This window comes from Brevibacterium sp. BRM-1 (assembly GCF_026802075.1).
Classification (GTDB): Bacteria; Actinomycetota; Actinomycetes; order Actinomycetales; family Brevibacteriaceae; genus Brevibacterium; species Brevibacterium rongguiense.
Window position 1 is genome coordinate 2,786,909 of sequence record NZ_CP113788.1, and the last position, 18,608, is coordinate 2,805,516.

At 71.5% G+C, this 18,608-nt stretch carries 18 protein-coding genes; 9 read left to right on the top strand and 9 right to left on the bottom strand.

Features of this window, described 5'->3' with window-relative positions:
• Window positions 1-8: 8 nt before the first annotated feature.
• Window positions 9-602, top strand: a complete 594-nt coding sequence (locus tag BRM1_RS12275) for a YbjN domain-containing protein (protein ID WP_268526297.1) — start codon at window positions 9-11, stop codon at window positions 600-602.
• A 31-nt stretch (window positions 603-633) separates the two neighbouring features.
• Window positions 634-1,377 carry a phosphoglyceromutase gene (locus BRM1_RS12280; RefSeq protein WP_160953913.1) on the top strand — a complete coding sequence of 248 codons (744 nt, stop codon included), beginning with the start codon at window positions 634-636 and terminating at the stop codon, window positions 1,375-1,377.
• A gap of 83 nt (window positions 1,378-1,460) precedes the next feature.
• Here BRM1_RS12280 and phoU read toward each other — a convergent pair whose 3' ends face one another.
• Entirely contained in the window at window positions 1,461-2,132 is a 672-nt protein-coding gene (gene phoU, locus BRM1_RS12285; protein ID WP_268526300.1) for a phosphate signaling complex protein PhoU, read from the bottom strand.
• Between the two features lie 199 nt (window positions 2,133-2,331).
• Here phoU and BRM1_RS12290 point away from each other — a divergent pair, with 199 nt between their 5' ends.
• Window positions 2,332-3,792, top strand: a complete 1,461-nt coding sequence (locus BRM1_RS12290) for a sensor histidine kinase (RefSeq protein WP_268529846.1) — start codon at window positions 2,332-2,334, stop codon at window positions 3,790-3,792.
• The gene (locus tag BRM1_RS12295) at window positions 3,789-4,469 is read left to right on the top strand and encodes a response regulator transcription factor (RefSeq protein WP_160953911.1); all 681 of its coding nucleotides are present in this window, start codon (window positions 3,789-3,791) and stop codon (window positions 4,467-4,469) included. Before BRM1_RS12290 ends, BRM1_RS12295 begins: the two co-directional genes overlap by 4 nt.
• A gap of 198 nt (window positions 4,470-4,667) precedes the next feature.
• Here BRM1_RS12295 and BRM1_RS12300 read toward each other — a convergent pair whose 3' ends face one another.
• The gene (locus BRM1_RS12300; protein WP_160953910.1) at window positions 4,668-5,243 is read right to left on the bottom strand and encodes a hypothetical protein; all 576 of its coding nucleotides are present in this window, start codon (window positions 5,241-5,243) and stop codon (window positions 4,668-4,670) included.
• Window positions 5,244-5,484: 241 nt separating this feature from the next.
• Here BRM1_RS12300 and BRM1_RS12305 point away from each other — a divergent pair, with 241 nt between their 5' ends.
• The 4 genes from BRM1_RS12305 to BRM1_RS12320 all read left to right on the top strand — a co-directional run bounded on the left by BRM1_RS12305 (window position 5,485) and on the right by BRM1_RS12320 (window position 8,222).
• Window positions 5,485-5,967, top strand: a complete 483-nt coding sequence (locus BRM1_RS12305) for a CarD family transcriptional regulator (protein WP_160953909.1) — start codon at window positions 5,485-5,487, stop codon at window positions 5,965-5,967.
• Window positions 5,968-6,140: 173 nt separating this feature from the next.
• Window positions 6,141-7,082 (top strand): IspD/TarI family cytidylyltransferase, encoded by a 942-nt coding sequence (locus BRM1_RS12310; protein WP_160953908.1) that lies wholly within the window; start codon window positions 6,141-6,143, stop codon window positions 7,080-7,082.
• Entirely contained in the window at window positions 7,079-7,588 is a 510-nt protein-coding gene (gene ispF, locus BRM1_RS12315; protein ID WP_160953907.1) for a 2-C-methyl-D-erythritol 2,4-cyclodiphosphate synthase, read from the top strand. The genes BRM1_RS12310 and ispF overlap by 4 nt, the downstream gene beginning before the upstream one ends.
• A 106-nt stretch (window positions 7,589-7,694) precedes the next feature.
• Window positions 7,695-8,222, top strand: a complete 528-nt coding sequence (locus BRM1_RS12320; RefSeq protein WP_268526301.1) for a hypothetical protein — start codon at window positions 7,695-7,697, stop codon at window positions 8,220-8,222.
• 361 nt (window positions 8,223-8,583) lie between these two features.
• On the opposite strand, the gene BRM1_RS12325 is transcribed toward BRM1_RS12320, so the two are convergent.
• The 7 genes from BRM1_RS12325 to BRM1_RS12355 all read right to left on the bottom strand — a co-directional run bounded on the left by BRM1_RS12325 (window position 8,584) and on the right by BRM1_RS12355 (window position 16,888).
• A complete protein-coding gene (locus BRM1_RS12325; RefSeq protein ID WP_268526302.1) occupies window positions 8,584-9,966 on the bottom strand; it encodes an amino acid permease in 1,383 nt (460 codons plus the stop codon).
• Between the two features lie 453 nt (window positions 9,967-10,419).
• Window positions 10,420-11,214 carry an MBL fold metallo-hydrolase gene (locus BRM1_RS12330; protein WP_268526304.1) on the bottom strand — a complete coding sequence of 265 codons (795 nt, stop codon included), beginning with the start codon at window positions 11,212-11,214 and terminating at the stop codon, window positions 10,420-10,422.
• A complete protein-coding gene (locus BRM1_RS12335; protein WP_268529848.1) occupies window positions 11,211-12,305 on the bottom strand; it encodes an S-(hydroxymethyl)mycothiol dehydrogenase in 1,095 nt (364 codons plus the stop codon). Before BRM1_RS12335 ends, BRM1_RS12330 begins: the two co-directional genes overlap by 4 nt.
• 111 nt (window positions 12,306-12,416) lie before the next feature.
• A complete protein-coding gene (locus BRM1_RS12340) occupies window positions 12,417-13,304 on the bottom strand; it encodes a universal stress protein (protein ID WP_268526306.1) in 888 nt (295 codons plus the stop codon).
• Between the two features lies 1 nt (window position 13,305).
• Window positions 13,306-14,778: an APC family permease gene (locus BRM1_RS12345; RefSeq protein ID WP_268526307.1), complete on the bottom strand. Its 1,473-nt coding sequence runs from the start codon at window positions 14,776-14,778 to the stop codon at window positions 13,306-13,308.
• A 311-nt stretch (window positions 14,779-15,089) separates the two neighbouring features.
• Window positions 15,090-15,209 (bottom strand): methionine/alanine import family NSS transporter small subunit, encoded by a 120-nt coding sequence (locus tag BRM1_RS12350; protein ID WP_160953900.1) that lies wholly within the window; start codon window positions 15,207-15,209, stop codon window positions 15,090-15,092.
• Window positions 15,206-16,888 (bottom strand): sodium-dependent transporter, encoded by a 1,683-nt coding sequence (locus BRM1_RS12355; protein ID WP_160953899.1) that lies wholly within the window; start codon window positions 16,886-16,888, stop codon window positions 15,206-15,208. Before BRM1_RS12355 ends, BRM1_RS12350 begins: the two co-directional genes overlap by 4 nt.
• 200 nt (window positions 16,889-17,088) lie before the next feature.
• Here BRM1_RS12355 and cysS point away from each other — a divergent pair, with 200 nt between their 5' ends.
• On the top strand, window positions 17,089-18,546 hold the full coding sequence (gene cysS, locus BRM1_RS12360; protein WP_160953898.1) for a cysteine--tRNA ligase: 1,458 nt from the start codon (window positions 17,089-17,091) through the stop codon (window positions 18,544-18,546).
• Window positions 18,547-18,608: the final 62 nt, after the last annotated feature.

Genomic DNA, 18,608 nt, shown 5'->3' on the forward strand with positions numbered 1-18,608 from the left:
GAGACATCGTGAGTGAGCCGCAGTCCGGCGCAGCATCGGGTGAGAGCACGGCCCCGGACGCGCAGCGGGTGCTGCTCGACTGGGCCCGCGGGGCGGAGGTCGAGGTCGAGCGTGCCGCAGGCGGCCAGCTCGTCGTGAGCCTGCCCGGGGAGAAGAAGCTCAAGACTGTCGTGTCCGTGCGGCTGGGCGCCGAGCGCGCCGATCTCCAGGCGTTCGTCATACGCCACGCGGATGAGAACGAGGAGGCCGTCTACGCGTGGCTCCTGCGGCGCAACGCGAAGCTGCGCGGCCTCGCCTTCTCCATCGATGCGCTCGGGGACATCTACCTCGATGCGTCGGTGCCGCTGGCCGCCTGGGACGAGCCGTTCGTCGACCAGCTCATGGGCCGGTTGCTCAGCGCCGCGGATGAGTCGTTCAACGAGCTCCTGGTGCTCGGCTTCCTCACCTCGATGAAGCGCGAGTGGGCCTGGCGCATCGCCCGCGGGGAGTCCACGCGCAACCTCCAGGCGTTCGAATCGCTGCTCAGCGGCCCGGACAACGAGTTCCTCGGCACGTTCAGCGCCCACGCGGATCCCGCGGGGCAGCCGCCCGCCGCGCCGTGAGCGCCCTCACGGCGCGTGGCACAATGGCGCCATGACGTACAACCTTGTGCTGCTGCGCCACGGCGAGAGCGAATGGAATCAGAAGAACCTCTTCACCGGCTGGGTCGACGTGCCGCTGACGGACAAGGGCCGCACCGAGGCCGTGCGCGCCGGCGAGCTCATCACCGAGGCCGGGCTGGCCCCCGACGTCCTCTACACCTCGCGGCTCAAGCGCGCCATCAACACGGCGAGCCTGGCGCTCGAGGCCGCGGACCTGTCCTGGATCGACGTCAAGCGCAGCTGGCGGCTCAACGAGCGCCACTACGGCGCGCTGCAGGGCAAGAACAAGAAGGAGATCCGCGACGAGTTCGGCGAAGAGCAGTTCATGATCTGGCGCCGCTCGTACGACACCCCGCCGCCCGTGCTCGACGATGCCTCGCAGTTCTCGCAGGCGGGCGAGGCCCGCTACCGCAATCTGGGCGACGCGATCCCGCGCACGGAGTGCCTGGCCGACGTCGTCGAGCGGCTGCTGCCCTACTGGTACGACCAGATCGTGCCCGACCTGCAGCTCGGCCGCACCGTGCTGGTCACCGCGCACGGCAACTCGCTGCGCGCGCTCGTCAAGCACCTCGACGGGATCTCCGACGCGGACATCCCCTCGCTCAACATCCCCACGGGCATCCCGCTGCACTACGAGCTCGATGAGTCGCTGACCCCCGTGGCACCCGGCGGCCAGTACCTGGATCCGGACGCCGCGCAGGCCGCGATCGGCCAGGTGGCCTCGCAGGGCCGCTGACCCGGGCCGGCCGCACGGCCGGCGCACGCACGGGGCCGCCGAGGTGACACCTCGGCGGCCCCGTGCGCGCCGGCCACGTGCGCCTACTGCTGCGGGCGCTGGGAGAGCGCGGGCTCCCAGTTGCCGGTGAGCAGGTACTCCACGCGGCGCGAGACGTTGACCGCCTGGTCGCCGAAGCGCTCGAAGTAGCGGGAGATGAGCGTGACGTCGGCGATCTGCGAGGGCGTGATGTCGCCCGCGGCGAGCTCGCCGATGATCGTGAACACGCGCAGGTGCAGGGTGTCGAGCTCCTCGTCGATCGCCGCGATCATGGGCACCGCGGCGGTGCCGGGGTCGTCGAGGAGCGTGATCATCGCCTCGCCGATCCGGTGGGCCGCGCGCCCCATCTGCGAGAACACCTCGGAGAACTGCGCGGGCACCGCGGGCTCGGGGTAGCGGATGCGCACCTGCGCGGCGATGTGGCGGGCCAGGTCGCCCATGCGCTCGATCGCCACGCTCATCTTCAGCGCGGAGATGATGACGCGCAGGTCGGCGGCGACCGGCGCCTGGAGCGCGAGGACCTGGGCGGACTTCTGGTCGACCTCGGCCTGCATCGCATCGACGGAGGCATCGCCGGAGATCACCTGCTCGGCAAGGGGCAGGTCGTTCGTCTCCAGGGCCGTGGTGGCGCTGTCGATCGCGGCGGTGACCTGGCGGGCCATGCTCACGAGCTCATCGGCGATGGCGTCGAGCTCGTTCTTGAAGACTTCGCGCATGGCGCAGGGTCCTTTCGTCCGGGACGGTGGGGCGGGCAGGGCGGCGTGCGGCGAAAGCGGGGGCGCCGCCAGCCAGGCTGTCAGCGGGGGGTGAACCGCGGTTGGCCGGCGGGTGAACAGGTGCTGACAACTGGTGTACATGTGGCCGCTGGGCAGCCGCGCGCCCGCGGGCGCAGGCTAATCTGAGCGTGTGGACGTAATGGTAGTCGGCCTCATCACCGGGGTCATCGGCCTGGCGCTGGGGATCTGCGGCATCCTCGCCTTCCGCCTGTCCGAGCGCAGCCGGTCCGCCGCCGATCTCCACTCCGATTATGAGCTTCCCGAGGGCATCGCGGAAGTCCTCGCGGTCCTGCCCTCCGCGGCGATCGTCGTGGACGCCGGCGACGATGTCGTCAAGGCGTCGCCCGCCGCGTACACCTACGGCCTGGTCCGTGGGCACATGCTCTCCGCCGCCGAGCTGTCCGAGACCGTGGCCCGCGTGCGCGCCCGCGGGCTCATCGAGGAGCTCGAGTTCGAGCGCGCCCGCAGCTCCGATCGCCGCACGGCCCGCTCGCTGCACGCGCGAGTTGCGCCCCTGGGCACGGCCTACGTGCTCGTGCTCTGCGATGACCAGACGGAGGCCAAGCGCGTCGATGCGGTGCGCCGGGACTTCGTCGCCAATGTGTCCCATGAGCTCAAGACGCCCATCGGGGCGATGTCGCTGCTCGCCGAGGCGGTGGTCGACTGCGCGGACGACCAGGTCGCCGTCGCCCGGTTCGGGCAGAAGCTCCAGCGCGAGTCCCGCCGGCTCACGCAGCTCGTCCAGGAGATCATCGACCTCTCCCGCGTGCAGGACCACCAGGCGCCCTCGGCCACGCAGCTCGTCGCGATCGACGCGGTCATCGACGAGGCCGTGGACCGCGCCCGCACGCGGGCCGAGGCGAAGAACATCACCCTGCAGGTGGCGCCGGTCGGCGACTGGCACCTGGCGGGCAACCACGACCTCATCGTCAACGCCATGCGCAACCTCATCGACAATGCGATCAACTACTCCAACGAGGGCACGCGCGTGGGGATCGGGGCGAAGATCGAGGACGAGCAGGTGGCGATCTCGGTGACCGATCAGGGGATCGGGATGAGCACGGCGGACACCGAGCGCGTCTTCGAGCGGTTCTACCGGGTGGACCCCGCCCGCTCGCGGATGACCGGCGGCACGGGCCTCGGGCTGAGCATCGTCAAGCACATCGTCGCCTCCCACGGCGGGGACGTGCGGGTGTGGAGCAAGCTGGGGCAGGGATCGACATTCACGATCGTCCTGCCCCTTGCGGGCCCCGCGGACACGACCGAGCTCGAGGCCGCCCAGGAGGACGGGATCCTGCTCGACCACGCCCCCGGTGCCCTCCCCGGCGCCGCGGCGGGTCAGACGGCGGACACCGCAGCCGGGCGGGCGGAGCCCGAACCGAGCGGGCGGGACGCGCAGGGGGCACAGGATCTGCCGGATGGACCGGGTAGACCGGGTGCGGCGGGTGCTCAGGAAGCGCAGGAAGCGCAGGAAGCGCAGGGACCGCAGGGGGCGGAGCACGAGGAGCCGGCCCGCGCCTCGGCGGCCACAGGACAGCCGGAGCCCGCCCGGGCTGCGGACGCAGGCGAAGACCAACAGCAAAGGAAGCAACCGACGTGACACGCATTCTGCTCGTCGAGGACGAGGAATCGTTCTCCGATCCGCTGTCGTACCTGCTGGGCAAGGAGGGCTATGACGTCGCCGTCGCGGCCGACGGCCTGCAGGCGCTCGCCGAATTCGACAGCACCGGCGCGGACCTCGTGTTGCTCGATCTCATGCTGCCCGGGGCCTCGGGCACGGAGGTCTGCCGCTCCCTGCGGGCGAAGTCGAACGTGCCGATCATCATGCTCACGGCCAAGGACTCGGAGATCGACAAGGTCGTGGGGCTGGAGCTGGGCGCCGACGACTACGTGACGAAGCCCTACTCCTCGCGCGAGCTGCTGGCCCGGGTGCGCGCGGTGCTGCGGCGCAACGCGGAGGCCGATGGCGAGTCGGACAGCGTCCTCGAGGCCGGCGGGGTGCGCATCGACGTGGACCGCCACGTGGTCTCCGTGCGCGGCACGGACCTCTCGCTGCCGCTCAAGGAGTTCGAGCTGCTCGAGATGCTCGTGCGCAACGCCGGCCGGGTGATGACGCGCGTCCAGCTCATCGACCGCATCTGGGGCCAGGACTACGTGGGCGATACGAAGACCCTCGACGTGCACATCAAGCGGCTGCGCGCCAAGATCGAGGTGGAGCCCTCCGACCCCAAGCTGCTCATCACCGTGCGGGGCCTGGGCTACAAGTTCGAGGCGTAGGCGCCCGCAGCGAGCCGGCGTGGGGTGTCCGAGGAAGCCGGCGCCCACGCAGATCGGCGCCCCACCCAAGCGGGTGGGGCGTCGATCTGCGTGTGGCCCGTGTCGTGGGCCCCGTGTCGAGGGCCCGTGGCGTGTGGCCCGTGTCGTGGGCCCCGTGGGATGGGGCCTAGCGGGTTCGCCCGGCGGGGGCCGGCAGGCTCACTGGTCGGCGGTGGCCTCGTCCTCGGCGCCGGCGCTGTCCTGGGCACCCGAGGTGGCCGATCCGCTCGGCACCGGAGCCGTGCTCGCCGGAGCATCGGAGGGCGCGAGGGTCTTGTAGTACCAGAGGCTGCCGTCGAGGACCTGCGTGGGCACCTCCTGCTTCGTGCCGTTGATGGTTACGGCGACGTCGGTGAGCTCGCCCGGCTTCGCGTCGAGGCCGCTGACGATCAGCTCCTTCTTCGACTGCGACTTGGCGTTCTTGGGGTCCTGGATGACCGTCTTGCCGGCCGCGACGGTCTCCGAGCGGTTGACGCTGCCCACGCTGATGTCGACGCGCGCGGACTGCTGGCTCGTGTTGACGATCGTGTAGAAGAGCTGGGACTTGCCCTCGTCATTGGAGATGAGGAGCAGGCCGCGCACGTCGACGCCGTCGAGCGACGTGCCCGCGCCGTCACCGCCGTTGTACTGGTACTCGTGAGTCTGCTGCGGGGAGATGAGCGCGGCGCATCCGGTGACCGGGAGGGCGAGGGCGACTGCGGCTGCCGCAAGGGCGGCGCGGAAAGGCCGTTTCACGGTGGGGGCTCCTTGGACTTCACGACGGGGTCTGCCAGATCCGAGCGATGGGCAGCGCGGGTGCGCACGCCGGGTGTTCACATCTGATTCACGGCTCATCCTACCCGTTCTTTGACCGCGTGTAGAACGACTGATCCGCTCGATTGCCCAGCTCACTATCACACTGCGGGGCGAATCTGGCGGTCATCTGTGGCGTGCCTCATGGTAAACTGGAAGTCCACGGGAAGGGGATCACACCAGCATGAGCTTTCAGGTCGGCGATACCGTCGTTTATCCGCACCACGGCGCTGCAACGATTCAAGAAGTCAAGACCCGCGTCATCAAGGGAGCGGAGAAGCTCTACCTCAAGCTGCAGGTCTCGCACGGCGACCTGACGATCGAGGTCCCCGCCGAGAACTGCGACCTCGTGGGCGTGCGCGACGTCGTGGGCGAAGAGGGGCTGGAGAAGGTCTTCGAGGTCCTCCGCGCCGACATCTCCGAGGAGCCCACGAACTGGTCGCGCCGCTACAAGGCGAACCTCGAGAAGTTCCAGTCCGGCGATGTCATCAAGGTCGCCGAGGTCGTGCGCGATCTGTGGCGCCGCGAGCAGGACCGCGGACTGTCTACCGGTGAGAAGCGCATGCTCGCCAAGGCGCGGCAGGTGCTCGTGTCCGAGCTCGCGCTTGCCGAGGAGAAGGAAGAGGACGAGGCCGAGGCGCTCCTCGACGAGGTCCTCGCCAGCTGATCCGCCCCGCACCGGCACTCCCGGTGCCCGCCGCGAAGGCCGGTCCCCCTTGCGGGGACCGGCCTTCGGTGCGCGTGGGGCGCTGTGCGGTGCGGCGTGGGCAGGGCGGCGGGGATGCGGCGTGGAACGCGCGCGCACCGCGGCGCCATGCCGCGGCGCAATAGAGTGACCCCGTGAGCTGCATACTCGTCATCCCCGCCGCGGGCAGCGGGACGCGCCTGGAAGGCGCCGTACCCAAGGCCTTCGTCGAGCTGGCCGGCGCCACCCTGCTCCAGCACTGCCTGGAGCGGGCCCTGGCCTCCGGTGCGATCGACGCCGTGGCCATCGCCGCAGCGGCGGGCTGGGAGGAGCGGGCGCGGGAGATCGCCGCTGCGGCGGCCGCGGCAGCTGCACACAGAGCGACGGATGAGGCCCCGCGTGCCGTGCCCGTCCTCGTCACCACCGGTGGTGCCGACCGCGTCGCCTCCGTGGCCGCCGCGCTCGATGCGGCCGCTGCCGCCTTCCCCGCCGCGCGTGTCGCCCTGGTCCACGATGCTGCGCGCTGCCTGACGCCCCCGAGCGTCTTCGCTCGGGTCGTCGCGGCCGTGCGGGCGGGCAGCGAGGCCGTCGTGCCGGTCTTGCCGGTGACGGACACGATCGCCGCGGTGGGCGCGTCCGCCGCGGAGAGCGCAGAGGAGGGCCCCGGTGGTTCCGGGGATGGCACGGCAGGTGCCGGTGCCGGCGCGGAGGCCGACGGCGTGAGGACCGGTGCGGAGGCCGACGGCGTGGGGACCGGTGCGGCCGTCGCCCGGATCGGCGCGGCCGCTGCCGCAGCCGGGCCCAACGCGGCGGGCCCCTGCGCGGGCGGCGGCGTGCGGTGTGAGCCCCTCGACGGCAATGTGGACCGCACCGGCCTGCGCCGGGTCCAGACCCCGCAGGGGTTTGCGCTGCCCGTGCTGCGCGCGGCGCATGCCGCTCAGCTGGCGGACCCGGATCCAAGCGCGACGGATGACGCCTCCCTGGTGGCGCGCCTCGGTGTCGGAGTGGACGGCGTGCCCGGGGACGAGCGGGCCCTGAAGATCACGTATCCCATCGATATGGCGGTGGCGCGGGCCCTGCTGGAGGAGGGCGCATGAGCGAGGAGGCGGCAATCCCGAGGGTGGGGGTCGGTACTGACGTGCACGCGTTCTCGGCCGATCCGACGAGGCCGATGCGGCTTGCGGGGCTCCACTGGGAGGGCATGCGCGGCCTCGAGGGCCATTCGGATGCCGATGTGGCCGCCCACGCGTGCTGCGACGCGCTCTTCAGCGCGGCGGGCGCGGGGGACCTGGGCGCCCACTTCGGAGTCGACCGGCCGGAGCTGGCCGGTGCCGGGGGAGCGCGCCTGCTCGCCGAGGCGGCCCGGATCGTCCGCGAAGCCGGGTTCCGCGTGGGGAACATCGGCGTCCAGGTGATCGGCAATGAGCCCAAGCTCGGCCGGCGGCGCGCGGAGGCCCAGGCGGTGCTGAGCGCGGCGGCCGGGGCGCCGGTCTCCGTGTCGGGGACCACGACGGATGGACTGGGCCTGACCGGTCGCGGCGAGGGAGTCGCGGCAATCGCGACGGCCCTGCTGTTCGAAGACCCGGGTGCGTCCGCGCCGTGACGGCGTCATGCACGGGCGGCGTTCCGGGTACCGGCGGAGGCGCAGAGGAAGCCGTCGGTGACCTGGGCGCCACGTCCAGATATGCGTATGGCAGCCGGAGAACGCGATGAGGTTCATGCAGGCACGGTGGCTGTGGGCACTGGCGGCGGTTGCCAGTGGGAGCGCAGTATGCACTGGAGCGCTGCTGGTGTGGCAGGTCGTCTCGAGTGCGGGTGGCACCGCGGAGGTGCGGGGCCTCACGGCCTCGGGTATAGCGTTCGGTGTGCTCGGAGGGCTGCGGCTCATCGTCTTCGCCGGCTTCCCCCTCGTCGTGGCGCCGTTCTTCATGGGGTTCTGCGCGGCAGTCGCGGCCGTCGTGCTGCCCCCGCCCCTCGGTCCGCTTCACGGGCGGATGGAGCGCCATCCGCTGGCCGGCGATTACGTGCTGTGCATCCTTGTGCCCGCTGCGGTGGGAACCGTGACGTCAGCGCTTCTCGTAGCGTGCTGCGAGTGGGTCGGGCAGGAGCCTCCCTCCCCGTTTGCCCAGCTGTTCGTGCGAGGGCTGCCGTTGGCCGGGCCCCTCGGCGGGCGCGTGGCGCTGGCCGGGCTGGCCCTGCTGCCGTTGCGGAGTCGCATGATCCGCCCGCGCACGTGACCGATCCAGGCGTCCGCGAGGCCTGGAGGGGGGCATGGCAGGGCTCGATCCTCGCGTCCCTCCGGCCTGGTCGGCCCGTTCATGTGCCGCACCGTGCTGGCGCGCGGCCGCAGAGCGGTCATCTCTGTTCGGCTCGACGCCGCGAATCCGTACGGAAGTGACCTTTCGGCCCGGAAGGTGTGGTGTTCCCGTGTAGGAGGGCCGTGCCGCGGTTGCCGTGTGGAACAGGGGTGGTGGATGGGCAGGCCCTCAGGAACCGCACGGAAGCGACCTCTCGACGCGCTGCGAGCGACGTGGAGTCGTTCGCGGTTCGCTGCTCGTCGCGGCCGCGCCCGCCTCGCACACTCGGACCGCTCCCCCCCTACACCTCCGGGGCGGGCTCCTCGATGCCCTTCGTGACGTCGTCCAGGCTCTTGCCGCGCGTGAGGACCCAGCCCACGAGCCACAGCACGGCCGTGATCGCGAACGTCGCGAGCATCTGGAAGCGCACGCTCGGCACCGTCATGCCCAGCGCGATGATCGCGGCGATCCCGGCGAGCGTTGCCCACGGCAGCCACGGATAGCCCCACATCTTCAGCGGCAGCTCGCGGCCCGCGGCCTCGGCGCGGCGGCGCAGGACGAGGTGGGAGACGACGGTGGCCACCCACGTGAGGATGAGCGTCGAGCCCACGACGTTGAGCAGCAGGCCCAGCACGGACTCCGCCCAGAAGTAGTTGAGCGCCACCGCTACGAACCCGAATGCCACGGATCCCAGCAGCGCCGCCGCCGGCACGCCGGAGCGGGTGGTGCGGCCGAACAGCGCGGGCGCCATGCGGCGGTGGGCCAGCGAGTAGACCATGCGCGATGCCCCGTAGACGTTCGCGTTGAGCGAGCTGAGGAGCGCGGCGACGATGACGAGGCCCATGATCGCCCCGATCGCCGGCAATCCCGCCTGGTTGAGCACGGCGACGAACGGCGAGGTCGCCAGCGCCGGGTCGTCCCACGGCAGTGCGATGACCATGATGGCCACGGAGCCCATGTAGAACAGCAGGATGCGCCAGATGATGCCGCGGATCGCGGTCCCCACGGCCCTGCGCGGGTTCTGCGTCTCCGCGGCGGCCACCGCGACGATCTCGATGCCGCCGAACGCGAACGCCACGACCAGCAGGCCCGCCGCGACGCCGCCGAGGCCATTGGGCATGAAGTCGCCCGTCAGGTTGGCAAGGCCGGGCGAATCCGCCGGGGTGAGGCCCACGAGGTAGGCGATGCCCAGCAGCAGGAAGAGGAAGACGAACGCGACCTTGAACAGGGAGAACCAGAACTCGAACTCGCCGAAGCTGCCCACGCCCAGCAGGTTGGTCCACGTGAAGACCACCATGAAGATGAGCGCGTAGCCCCACTGGGGGAAGATGGGCGCGATCGTCGCAAGCGTCTGCGCGGCCGCTGTCGCCTCCGCCGCGACGACGAGGCAGAGCTGGAGCCACCACAGCCAGCCGACGGCGAACGCCGCCGATGGGCCGAGCGCCCGCCCCGCGTAGTAGGAGAACGCGCCCGAGTTCGGGTCCGCCGCGACCATCTCTCCGAGCATCCGCATGACGAAGATGACGATGAGCCCGGCCACCACGTAGGAGATGAGCACGGCGGGTCCGGCCGCGGCGATGCCCTCGCCGGAGCCCACGAACAGGCCGGCGCCGATCGCCGAGCCTAGGCTCATCATCACGAGGTGCCGGGGCTTCATGCCGGCGTGGAGCGCATTGCTGCTCATCGCAGTCCTTCAAAGGGGTGCGCGGCGCGGGCGTGGGCCGGCGCCGCAGCAGGAGGGGTGACCCCATGAGTCTAGTGATCGCCGGCGCCTCGTGCGCACCGCACCCGAGGCGCGGGCAGCACCCGCACCGGCCCGCACCTAGGCGCGCGGCTGGGATGGAGCCGCTGGGCTCCGGGAATCCGGTGCCCAGCGGCCCCGCATTCAGAGGTGGGCGCGCCCAGCGCGCCACGGCCGGCACCTCATGCACTGCGGTCGGTCCGCTTCCGAGGTGCCGCCCCACTCACCGCGGCCGGTCCGCTCCCGAGGTGCCGCCCCACTCGCCGTGCTCACTCCGCACCCGCGGCGCGGCCCTGCGCCCCAAGGCGCGGCGCGGCCCTACTCTCCGCGGCGCGGCCCTCTGCCCCGCGATCGATCAACGCCCGATGCACCGAGGCGCGGGAAGGGCTCAGCGGCTCACTCCCCGCGGTCGATCCACTCCTGCAGGTGCGGCCGCTCCTGGCCAATGGTCGTGGGCTCCCCATGGCCGGTGAGCACCACGGTCTCGTCCGGCAGGGCGAACAGCCGGTCGCGGATCGAGTCGATGATCGTCTCGAAGCTCGAATACGAGCGACCGGTGGCACCTGGGCCGCCCTGGAACAGGGTGTCGCCGGAGAAGAGCAGCGGGATGGCCCCCGTGACCGGCACGGTGCCGTCCGCGGCGACCTCGCGGCCGGGGGGCTCGCCCTCGCCGTCGGCCACCGCGGTCTCCGCATCGGAGCGCGCACCGGCGGCGATCTCCGCGCCCAGCTCCTCGCGCACCTCGGCGGGCAGCCCGGCCGCCCCGATCCCCGAGCGCAGGAAGAAGCATGTGGAGCCGGGGGAGTGGCCGGGCGTCACGAGCGCGGAGAGCACGACCCCGGCCACCGGGAACTCCGAGCCCTCCGCGATCTCCCCGTCGGGCCGGTAGTCATCGCCGTAGACCCGGCGCCAGAGCATGTCATCGGCCGGGTTGATCCAGACCTCGGCGCCCAGCAGCCGTGCGGTCTCCTGGACGGCGCCGATGTGGTCGTCGTGGCCGTGGGTGAGGAGGATCGCACGGACGCGGCGCTCGCCCACGGCGTCCTTGACGGCCTGGGCGTCGTGCGCGGGGTCGATGACGATGACCTCCTCGCGGTCGCCCACGAGCCACACGTTGTTCTCGACCTCCCACGTGCCCCCGTCCAGGGAGAACGTGCCGGAGGTGCTCAGGCGCTCGACGTGGGCGCTCATGCGTACACCACCACCGAGCGCAGGACCTCGCCGCGGCCCATCTTCGCAAACGCCTCCTCGACGTCCTCGACGCCGATCCGCTCCGTGACGAAGTCCTCGAGCGGCAGGCGGCCCTGCTCGTAGAGGTCGACGAGTGCGGGGAAGTCGCGCTCGGGCAGGCAGTCGCCGTACCAGGCGGACTTCAGCTGGCCGCCGCGGCTGAAGACGTCGATGAGCGGCACCTCGAGCTGCATCTCCGGGGTGGGCACGCCCACGAGGACGACGGTGCCGGCCAGGTCGCGGGCATAGAAGGCCTGCTTCCACGTGGCGGGCAGGCCCACCGCGTCAATCGCGATGTCGACGCCGAAGCCCCCGGTGAGCTCGCGGATGCGCTCGACGACCTCGTCCTCGGACAGGTCCTTCGAGTTGATCGTCTCCGTGGCTCCCAGCTGCCGGGCCCAGTCGAGCTTCCGGTCATCGAAGTCCACGGCGATGATGGGCGACGAGCCGGCCAGGCGGGCCCCGGCCACGGCCGCGCAGCCCACGCCGCCGCAGCCGATGACGGCGACGGACCGGCCGCGGCCGGCGCGGCCCGTGTTGACCGCCGCGCCGATGCCGGCCATGACGCCGCAGCCCAGCAGGCCCACGACGGCCGGATCGGACTCGGCGACCTTCGTGCACTGGCCCTCGGCGACGAGCGTCTTCTCCGCGAACGAGCCGATGCCGAGCGCGGCCTCGAGCTCGGTGCCGTCGGCCAGGGTCATCTTCTGGTGCGCGTTGTGCGTGTCGAAGCAGTACCAGGGCTCACCGCGCTTGCAGGCGCGGCACTCACCGCACACGGCGCGCCAGTTGAGGATGACGAAGTCTCCGGGCCGGACGTGGGTGACGCCCTCGCCCACCTCGGAGACGTAGCCCGCGGACTCGTGGCCGAGCAGGTAGGGGAAGTCATCGCCCACCCCGCCCTCGCGGTAGTGGTAGTCGGTGTGGCAGACGCCGCAGGACTTCACGTCCACGACGACCTCGCCGGGACCCGGATCGGGGACGATGACGTCCATGATCTCCACGGGTTCGCCCTTGGCGCGGGCGACGACGCCCTTGACGGTGGTGGGCACGGTGACCTCCTGGTCGGCGACGGATAGCCCGACCATTATATGTTCGCGCTGCCGCCCGGCCAGGGGCCCGAGGCGCCCCGGGGGCCGCCCCTTCTGCCGCTGCGTCTGCCGTTACTTCTTCTGCCGCTTCTTGCGGTGGGTGGGCATGATGAGCGCCGGGACGGGGCAGTGGCGCAGGATCTTCGCGGCCCGCGAGCCGATGAACACGCGCTCGAAGACCCCGCGCGAGGAGCCGAGCACGAGCAGCTCACCCCGCTCCCAGCGCACGAAGGAGAGCGCATCGGACCACGTGGGCCCGCGGACGCCTTCGACCTCGCCCTCGACCCCCAGGGCGCTCAGGCCCGCGCGGGCCTCCTCGCCCACCTGGTCGAGCCACGTGCCCACGATCGTGTCCTCGCCCATGGCCCCCGCGGAGTACATGGGCAGGCTCGAGCGGACGGCGAGGGTGAGCACGCGCAGGCCCGCGTGCAGAGTGCCCGCCTCCGCCGCCGCCTCGCCCAGCAGCGCGTCGTCGCGCTTGCCCGCGTAGGCCACGGACAGGCGCGGGATCGCATCGGCCGGGCCCTCGGACTGCGTGCGCAGGCCCCGCGGGGCGATCGCCACGGGCAGCGGCGAGGAGTGGAGCATGCGGTCGGTGACCGAGCCCGTGCACACGCGCCCGTAGAGGCCGTCGCGGGCCGAGCCGAGCACGAACAGCCGGGCGCCGACGGCCTTCGCCTCCGCGAACAGGCCCGCCGAGGTCGAGCGGTTCGCCACGGTCGCGTATGTGGCCGCGACGTCGTCCGGGATGTGCTGGCGGGCGGCGGCGAGTACGTGCTCGGCCTGGGAGGCGAAGTAGCGGCGGTACTCCGCCTCGCCGGGGGAGCCCGCAGCCGCGGCGTGGCGCCCGATCACGGTGACGACGCGCAGCTCCTCGCCCGAGGCGCGGGCCAGGTCCACGGCAAGCGTCACGGCGCCCTGCTCCAGGTCATCGGCGGCGATGCCAACGAGGATGGTCATGTCACTGCCCCTTCTGCGAAGCGGTCGCGGCCGTCCCGCCGGCAAGCGCCTGCCGGTGAAGGTTGGCGTGCCTGCGGCCGTAGGCGAAATAGTAGATGAGGACGACGATCTCCCACGCGACGAACGCGTAGAGGGTGACGGCGCGCAGGTTGAGGATGACCCACAGGCAGCCGGCGATCGAGAGGATCGGGATGACCGGGTAGAGCGGCACGCGGAAGCCCCGCTCGAGGTCCGGCTCCGTCTTGCGCAGGATCATGACGCCCACCGAGACGACGAGGAAGGCCACGAGCGTGCCGACGGAGGTCATCTCCGCGAGGAAGTCGATGGGGATGAAGCCGGCGAGCACCGCGACGACCGCGCACACGATGATCGTGTTCTGCACGGGGGTCAGGGTCCGGCGGGAGACCTTCTTGAAGATCTTGGGCGCCACGCCGTCGCGGCTCATGGAGAAGAGGATGCGCGTCTGCCCGTAGAGCGTGACGAGGGTGACGGAGAAGATGGAGATGACCGCGCCGAGTGCCAGGATCGTGCCGAAGAACGGGGCGCCGGTGACATCGGTGAGGATCTGCGCAAGCCCCGCGTCCTGGCCCTCGAACTTCTCCCAGGACTGCGCGCCGATCGCGGCGACGGCCACGATGATGTAGAAGCCGGTGACGGTGATGAGCGCGAGGATGAGCGCGCGCGGCATGGTGGTGCGGGGGTGCTTGACCTCCTCGCCTGCGGTGGAGACGACGTCCAGGCCCACGAACGAGAAGAAGATGATGCCGGCCGCGCCCACCGCGCCCTTCGTGCCGAACGGGGCGAAGTTGGCGAAGTGGTCCGCGTTCCAGCCGAAGAAGGCGACGATCGCGAACATCGCGAGCACGCCCAGCTTGATGACGACCATGACGGCGTTGGCCTTGGCGGACTCGCTGGCGCCGCGGATGAGCAGCAGGCAGCACAGGCCCACGAGGATGACGGCGGGCAGGTTGATGAAGCCGCCGGCGGCGGGCGCCTTGGCCAGCGCGTCGGGAATGGTGAAGTGGAAGATCGTGGAGAACAGCTCGTTGAGGTACTCCGACCAGCCCACGGCCACGGCCGCGCACGAGACCCCGTACTCCAGCAGGAGGCAGCCGCCCACGATGATCGCCACGAGCTCGCCGAGCGTCGCGTACGCGTAGGCGTAGGAGGAGCCGGAGACCGGCACGGCGCTGGCCAGCTCCGCGTAGCACAGGGCGGTGAGGCCGGCGACCAGGCCGGCGACGGCGAAGCTGACGATGACCGCGGGGCCGGCCACGGGGACCGCCTGGCTGAGCACGAAGAAGATGCCGGTGCCGATCGTCGCGCCGATCCCCATCATGGTGAGCTGGAACGTGCCGATCGAGCGCACGAGGCCGCCCGAGGACTTCTCCTCGGAATCGTCGAAGTGCTCGATCGGCTTGCGGCGGAAGAGCGATCTGACGAAGCCCGGCTGGGGATCTGCGGTGGTGCTCACGGGGCCTCCTCGGCGGGCGGGCGTCGATCGTGTGATCGGGGACACTGCAATCCTGGCCCTGCGGCGGCCATTTGTCACGTCCACTCACAAGCGCGCGGCGGCACGGCCTGCCTGGTCAGGCAGCGGGTCCGCCCGGCTCACCCGGCCCGCGCCCGAGGGGCCTCAAGCGCACCGGCGTTCCGCGCCCGAGGTGCGACCGGCTCACAGGCGCGTCGCACCAGCGGTGCGCCGGCAGCGGGTGCGGCCCGCACCTGCCGGGACGCGCCAGGGGGCGCCGACCGGCCGGTCGGCGCCCCCTGGCGGTGGTGGTCTCAGCTCTCGTGCGCGGTCGTGTCGTCGGGGTGATTGCGCAGGTGCAGGATCGAGGCGGCGAGGCCGCCCCAGACCGTGCCGAACGCGATGATCATCATGATGATGGCGGAGGCGGTCATGCTTCGTCCTTTCGGGGAGTGCGGGAGGTGCCCGGTGCCTCGGAGGCGGCGGCGGTGTCTGCGGTTCCTGCGGTCTCGCCGGCAGTGCCGACGGCTCCGCGGCGCTCGGCCTCGGCGGCCTCCTCGGCCTCGTCCTCGCGGCGGGCCTCGGCGACCCGGTCGAGGGCCGCGCGCGGCCACGGGATGAGCGAGAGCAGGATCGCGAGGACCGCGAGCGCCCCGATGAGGCCCCAGCCGAACGTGCCGACGAACCAGGCGGGCATGGGCGGATCGCCGTAGCCCCCGGTGGCGCGGGCGATGATCTCCGAGATCAGCATGTAGCCCAGCACGATCGGGGTGATGACCGTGACGCACACGATCCACGTGCGGCCCAGCTTGAAGCTGGAGATCGCGTTGAGGTGATCGCGCAGCCCGGGCAGCTGCATGCACAGCCAGCCCACGACGATGACGGAGACGAGCGCGATCCCGACGATGCCGACGTTGTTCATGAACGCGTCGACGACGTCGAGCACGTTCAGGCCCGTCACCGTGGGCATCGTCAGGCAGGCGATGACCGCCATCGTCCCGCCCACGATGACCGTGGAGAGGCGGTTGGAGATGTTGAGCTTGTCGCTCAGCGCCGCGATCGGCACCTGGATGAGGGAGACGAGCGAGGTCAGGCCCGCGAACACGAGGGAGAGGAAGAAGAGGATGCCGAAGATCGCGCCCCCGGGCATCTGGCCGATGAGCGTGGGGAATGCGATGAACGCCAGGCCGATGCCGCTCTCGACGACCTTGTCCACGCTCGTGCCCTGCGACTGCGCCATGAAGCCGAGTGCGGCGAACACGCCCACGCCGGCCAGCAGCTCGAAGCCGGAGTTGGAGAACGCGACGGTCAGCCCGGAGCCCGTGAGGTTCGTCTTGCGCTTGAGGTACGAGGCATAGGTGAGCATGATGCCGAACGCCACGGACAGGGAGAAGAAGATCTGCCCGTAGGCCGCCACCCACACACTGGGCTCGAGCAGCGCCTTGAAGTCCGGTGTGAAGAGGGCGTTGAGGCCCTCCATGGCGCCGGGCAGGAACAGCGCCCTGACCACCATCGCGGCGAAGAGGACGATGAGGACCGGGATGAAGATCTGGGAGAAGCGGGTGATGCCGTTCTGGATGCCCAGCAGCAGCACGCCCAGGCAGATGACCCAGACGACGATGAGCGGGATGAGCACGCCGGGCACGAAGTCGAGCGAGAGCCCGTAGTCCCCGGACTGCTGGAGGTAGGCACCGCCGAAGAAATCGCCCGGGGCCTCGCCCCACGCCGAGTTCACGGAGAAGAACGTGTAGGAGATCGCCCAGGCGACGATGACCGAGTAGTAGATCGCGATGATCGTGGCCAGGAGTACCTGGAACCAGCCGATCGGCTCGGCCGCCCGGTGGATCGAGCGGTAGGACAGCGGGGCCGAGGCGCGGAACTTGTGGCCGATCGCGTAGTCGAGGAACAGCAGTGGGATGCCGGCCGTGAGCAGGGCGATGAGGTAGGGGATGACGAAGGCGCCGCCGCCGCTCTCGTACGCGACGTAGGGGAAGCGCCAGATGTTGCCCAGCCCGATCGCCGAGCCGATCGCGGCGAGGATGAAGGCGGAGCGGGAGACGAAGACTTCGCGCTGCGGACTCGCCTGCGCTTTCGGGGTGGGGGATCCGGGCATGATCGGTGCCTCCATTGGCAGTCGGGGTGGTCACGGGTGCCGGCCGCCGGGCCGGCGCGGCGGCACGGGCCGCCGGCGGGGTTGGCACGACTCTACGGAACGCACCGTGGGCCGCGCCACAGCGGGCGCCCGCGCGCGGCGATCCGTGAGCGGATCGCAACAATTGCGGCCCCGTGCGCCGCCCCCGGTAGAATCCTGGCGTGGCGATTTCTCTGTACAGCACCGAGGCCGGGGCACTCGTGCCCTTCACCCCCGTCGTCGACGGCCGGGCGAGCATCTACGTGTGCGGCGCCACCGTGCAGGGCGCACCGCACATCGGGCACATGCGCTCGGCGGTCGTGTTCGACCAGCTGCGGCGCTGGCTTGTCTACCGGGGCTATGACGTGACGCTCGTCCGCAATGTCACGGACATCGACGACAAGATCCTCGCGAAGTCCCAGGCCGAGGGCCGCCCGTGGTGGGCCCACGCCTACCTCTACGAGCAGGAGTTCACCGCCGCCTACGACGCGATGGGGGTGCTGCGGCCCACGTACGAGCCGCGCGCCACCGGCCACATCACGGAGATGGTCGAGCTCATCGCCCGGCTCATCGACGCCGGGCACGCCTACCGGGCGGAGGACGGCAGCGCCGACGTCTACTTCGACGTCCGCTCCTTCCCCGACTACGGGGGCCTGACCCACCAGCGCCTCGAGGACATGAGCGATGCCGGGGACGCCCCGGTGCGCGGCAAGCGCGACCCCCGCGACTTCGCCCTGTGGAAGGCCGCGAAGGAGGGCGATCCCGCCTCCGCGTCCTGGCCCACCCCCTGGGGCCGCGGGCGGCCCGGCTGGCACATCGAGTGCTCCGCCATGGCCACCCGCTACCTGGGGTCCGCCTTCGACATCCACGGCGGCGGACTGGACCTGCGCTTCCCCCACCACGAGAACGAGCGCGCTCAGTCCCGCGCCGCCGGCGACGCCTTCGCCGGGATCTGGATGCACTCCGGTCTGCTCAACGTGGGCGGGGACAAGATGTCGAAGTCGCTGGGCAACTCGGTCTTCGCCCACGAGCTCTTCGAGCGCTTCTCCCCGCTGGCCGTGCGCTTCTTCCTCTCCACCGCCCACTACCGCTCGACGCTCGAGTACACCCCGGCCCACGTCGAGGCGCAGCAGGCCGCGCTCGACCGGATCGCGAACTTCCTCGCCCGCGCCCGCCAGGCGCTCGGCGCCGCGGCCCCCGCCGTGCCCGAGGCGGCCGCCGGCTACGCCGCCTCGCCCCACCGGGTGCCCGAGGACTTCGCCGCGGCGCTGGACGACGACCTGTCCATTCCGCGCGCGCTCGCCGTCGTCTTCGCCCGCGTCTCCGACGGCTTCCGGCTGCTCGACGGCCGGGCCGAGGAGCAGGAACTCGCCAGGGCCGTGGGCGAGGTCGAGCTCATGCTCGACATCCTCGGCGTCAACCCGACGGCCGCCCACTGGGCCGGCGGTGCCCAGCCGGCGGGCGCCTCGGCGGCGGAGGGAGCGCTCGACGCGCTCGTGGGCGAGCTGGCCCAGCAGCGCGCCCAGGCGAAGGCCGCCAAGGACTACGCGAGCGCCGATGCCATCCGCGACCGGCTCGCGGCCGCGGGCATCGCCCTCGAGGACACCCCGGACGGGGTGCGCTACGAGGTGCGGGGCTAGCCGGCCCGCAGCACGCCCCGCGGCGGCCCGGCCCCGGGCCGCACGGCCCACGAACACAGACG

What these genes read in the sequence shown, in the direction of transcription:
- BRM1_RS12280 (WP_160953913.1), top strand. Translation starts at nt 634, where the DNA reads ATGACGTACAACCTTGTGCTGCTGCGCCACGGCGAGAGCGAATGGAAT.
- phoU (WP_268526300.1), bottom strand. Translation starts at nt 2,132, where the DNA reads ATGCGCGAAGTCTTCAAGAACGAGCTCGACGCCATCGCCGATGAGCTC.
- BRM1_RS12290 (WP_268529846.1), top strand. Translation starts at nt 2,332, where the DNA reads ATGGTAGTCGGCCTCATCACCGGGGTCATCGGCCTGGCGCTGGGGATC.
- BRM1_RS12305 (WP_160953909.1), top strand. Translation starts at nt 5,485, where the DNA reads ATGAGCTTTCAGGTCGGCGATACCGTCGTTTATCCGCACCACGGCGCT.
- ispF (WP_160953907.1), top strand. Translation starts at nt 7,079, where the DNA reads ATGAGCGAGGAGGCGGCAATCCCGAGGGTGGGGGTCGGTACTGACGTG.
- BRM1_RS12320 (WP_268526301.1), top strand. Translation starts at nt 7,695, where the DNA reads ATGAGGTTCATGCAGGCACGGTGGCTGTGGGCACTGGCGGCGGTTGCC.
- BRM1_RS12325 (WP_268526302.1), bottom strand. Translation starts at nt 9,966, where the DNA reads ATGAGCAGCAATGCGCTCCACGCCGGCATGAAGCCCCGGCACCTCGTG.
- BRM1_RS12330 (WP_268526304.1), bottom strand. Translation starts at nt 11,214, where the DNA reads ATGAGCGCCCACGTCGAGCGCCTGAGCACCTCCGGCACGTTCTCCCTG.
- BRM1_RS12340 (WP_268526306.1), bottom strand. Translation starts at nt 13,304, where the DNA reads ATGACCATCCTCGTTGGCATCGCCGCCGATGACCTGGAGCAGGGCGCC.
- BRM1_RS12350 (WP_160953900.1), bottom strand. Translation starts at nt 15,209, where the DNA reads ATGACCGCCTCCGCCATCATCATGATGATCATCGCGTTCGGCACGGTC.
- BRM1_RS12355 (WP_160953899.1), bottom strand. Translation starts at nt 16,888, where the DNA reads ATGCCCGGATCCCCCACCCCGAAAGCGCAGGCGAGTCCGCAGCGCGAA.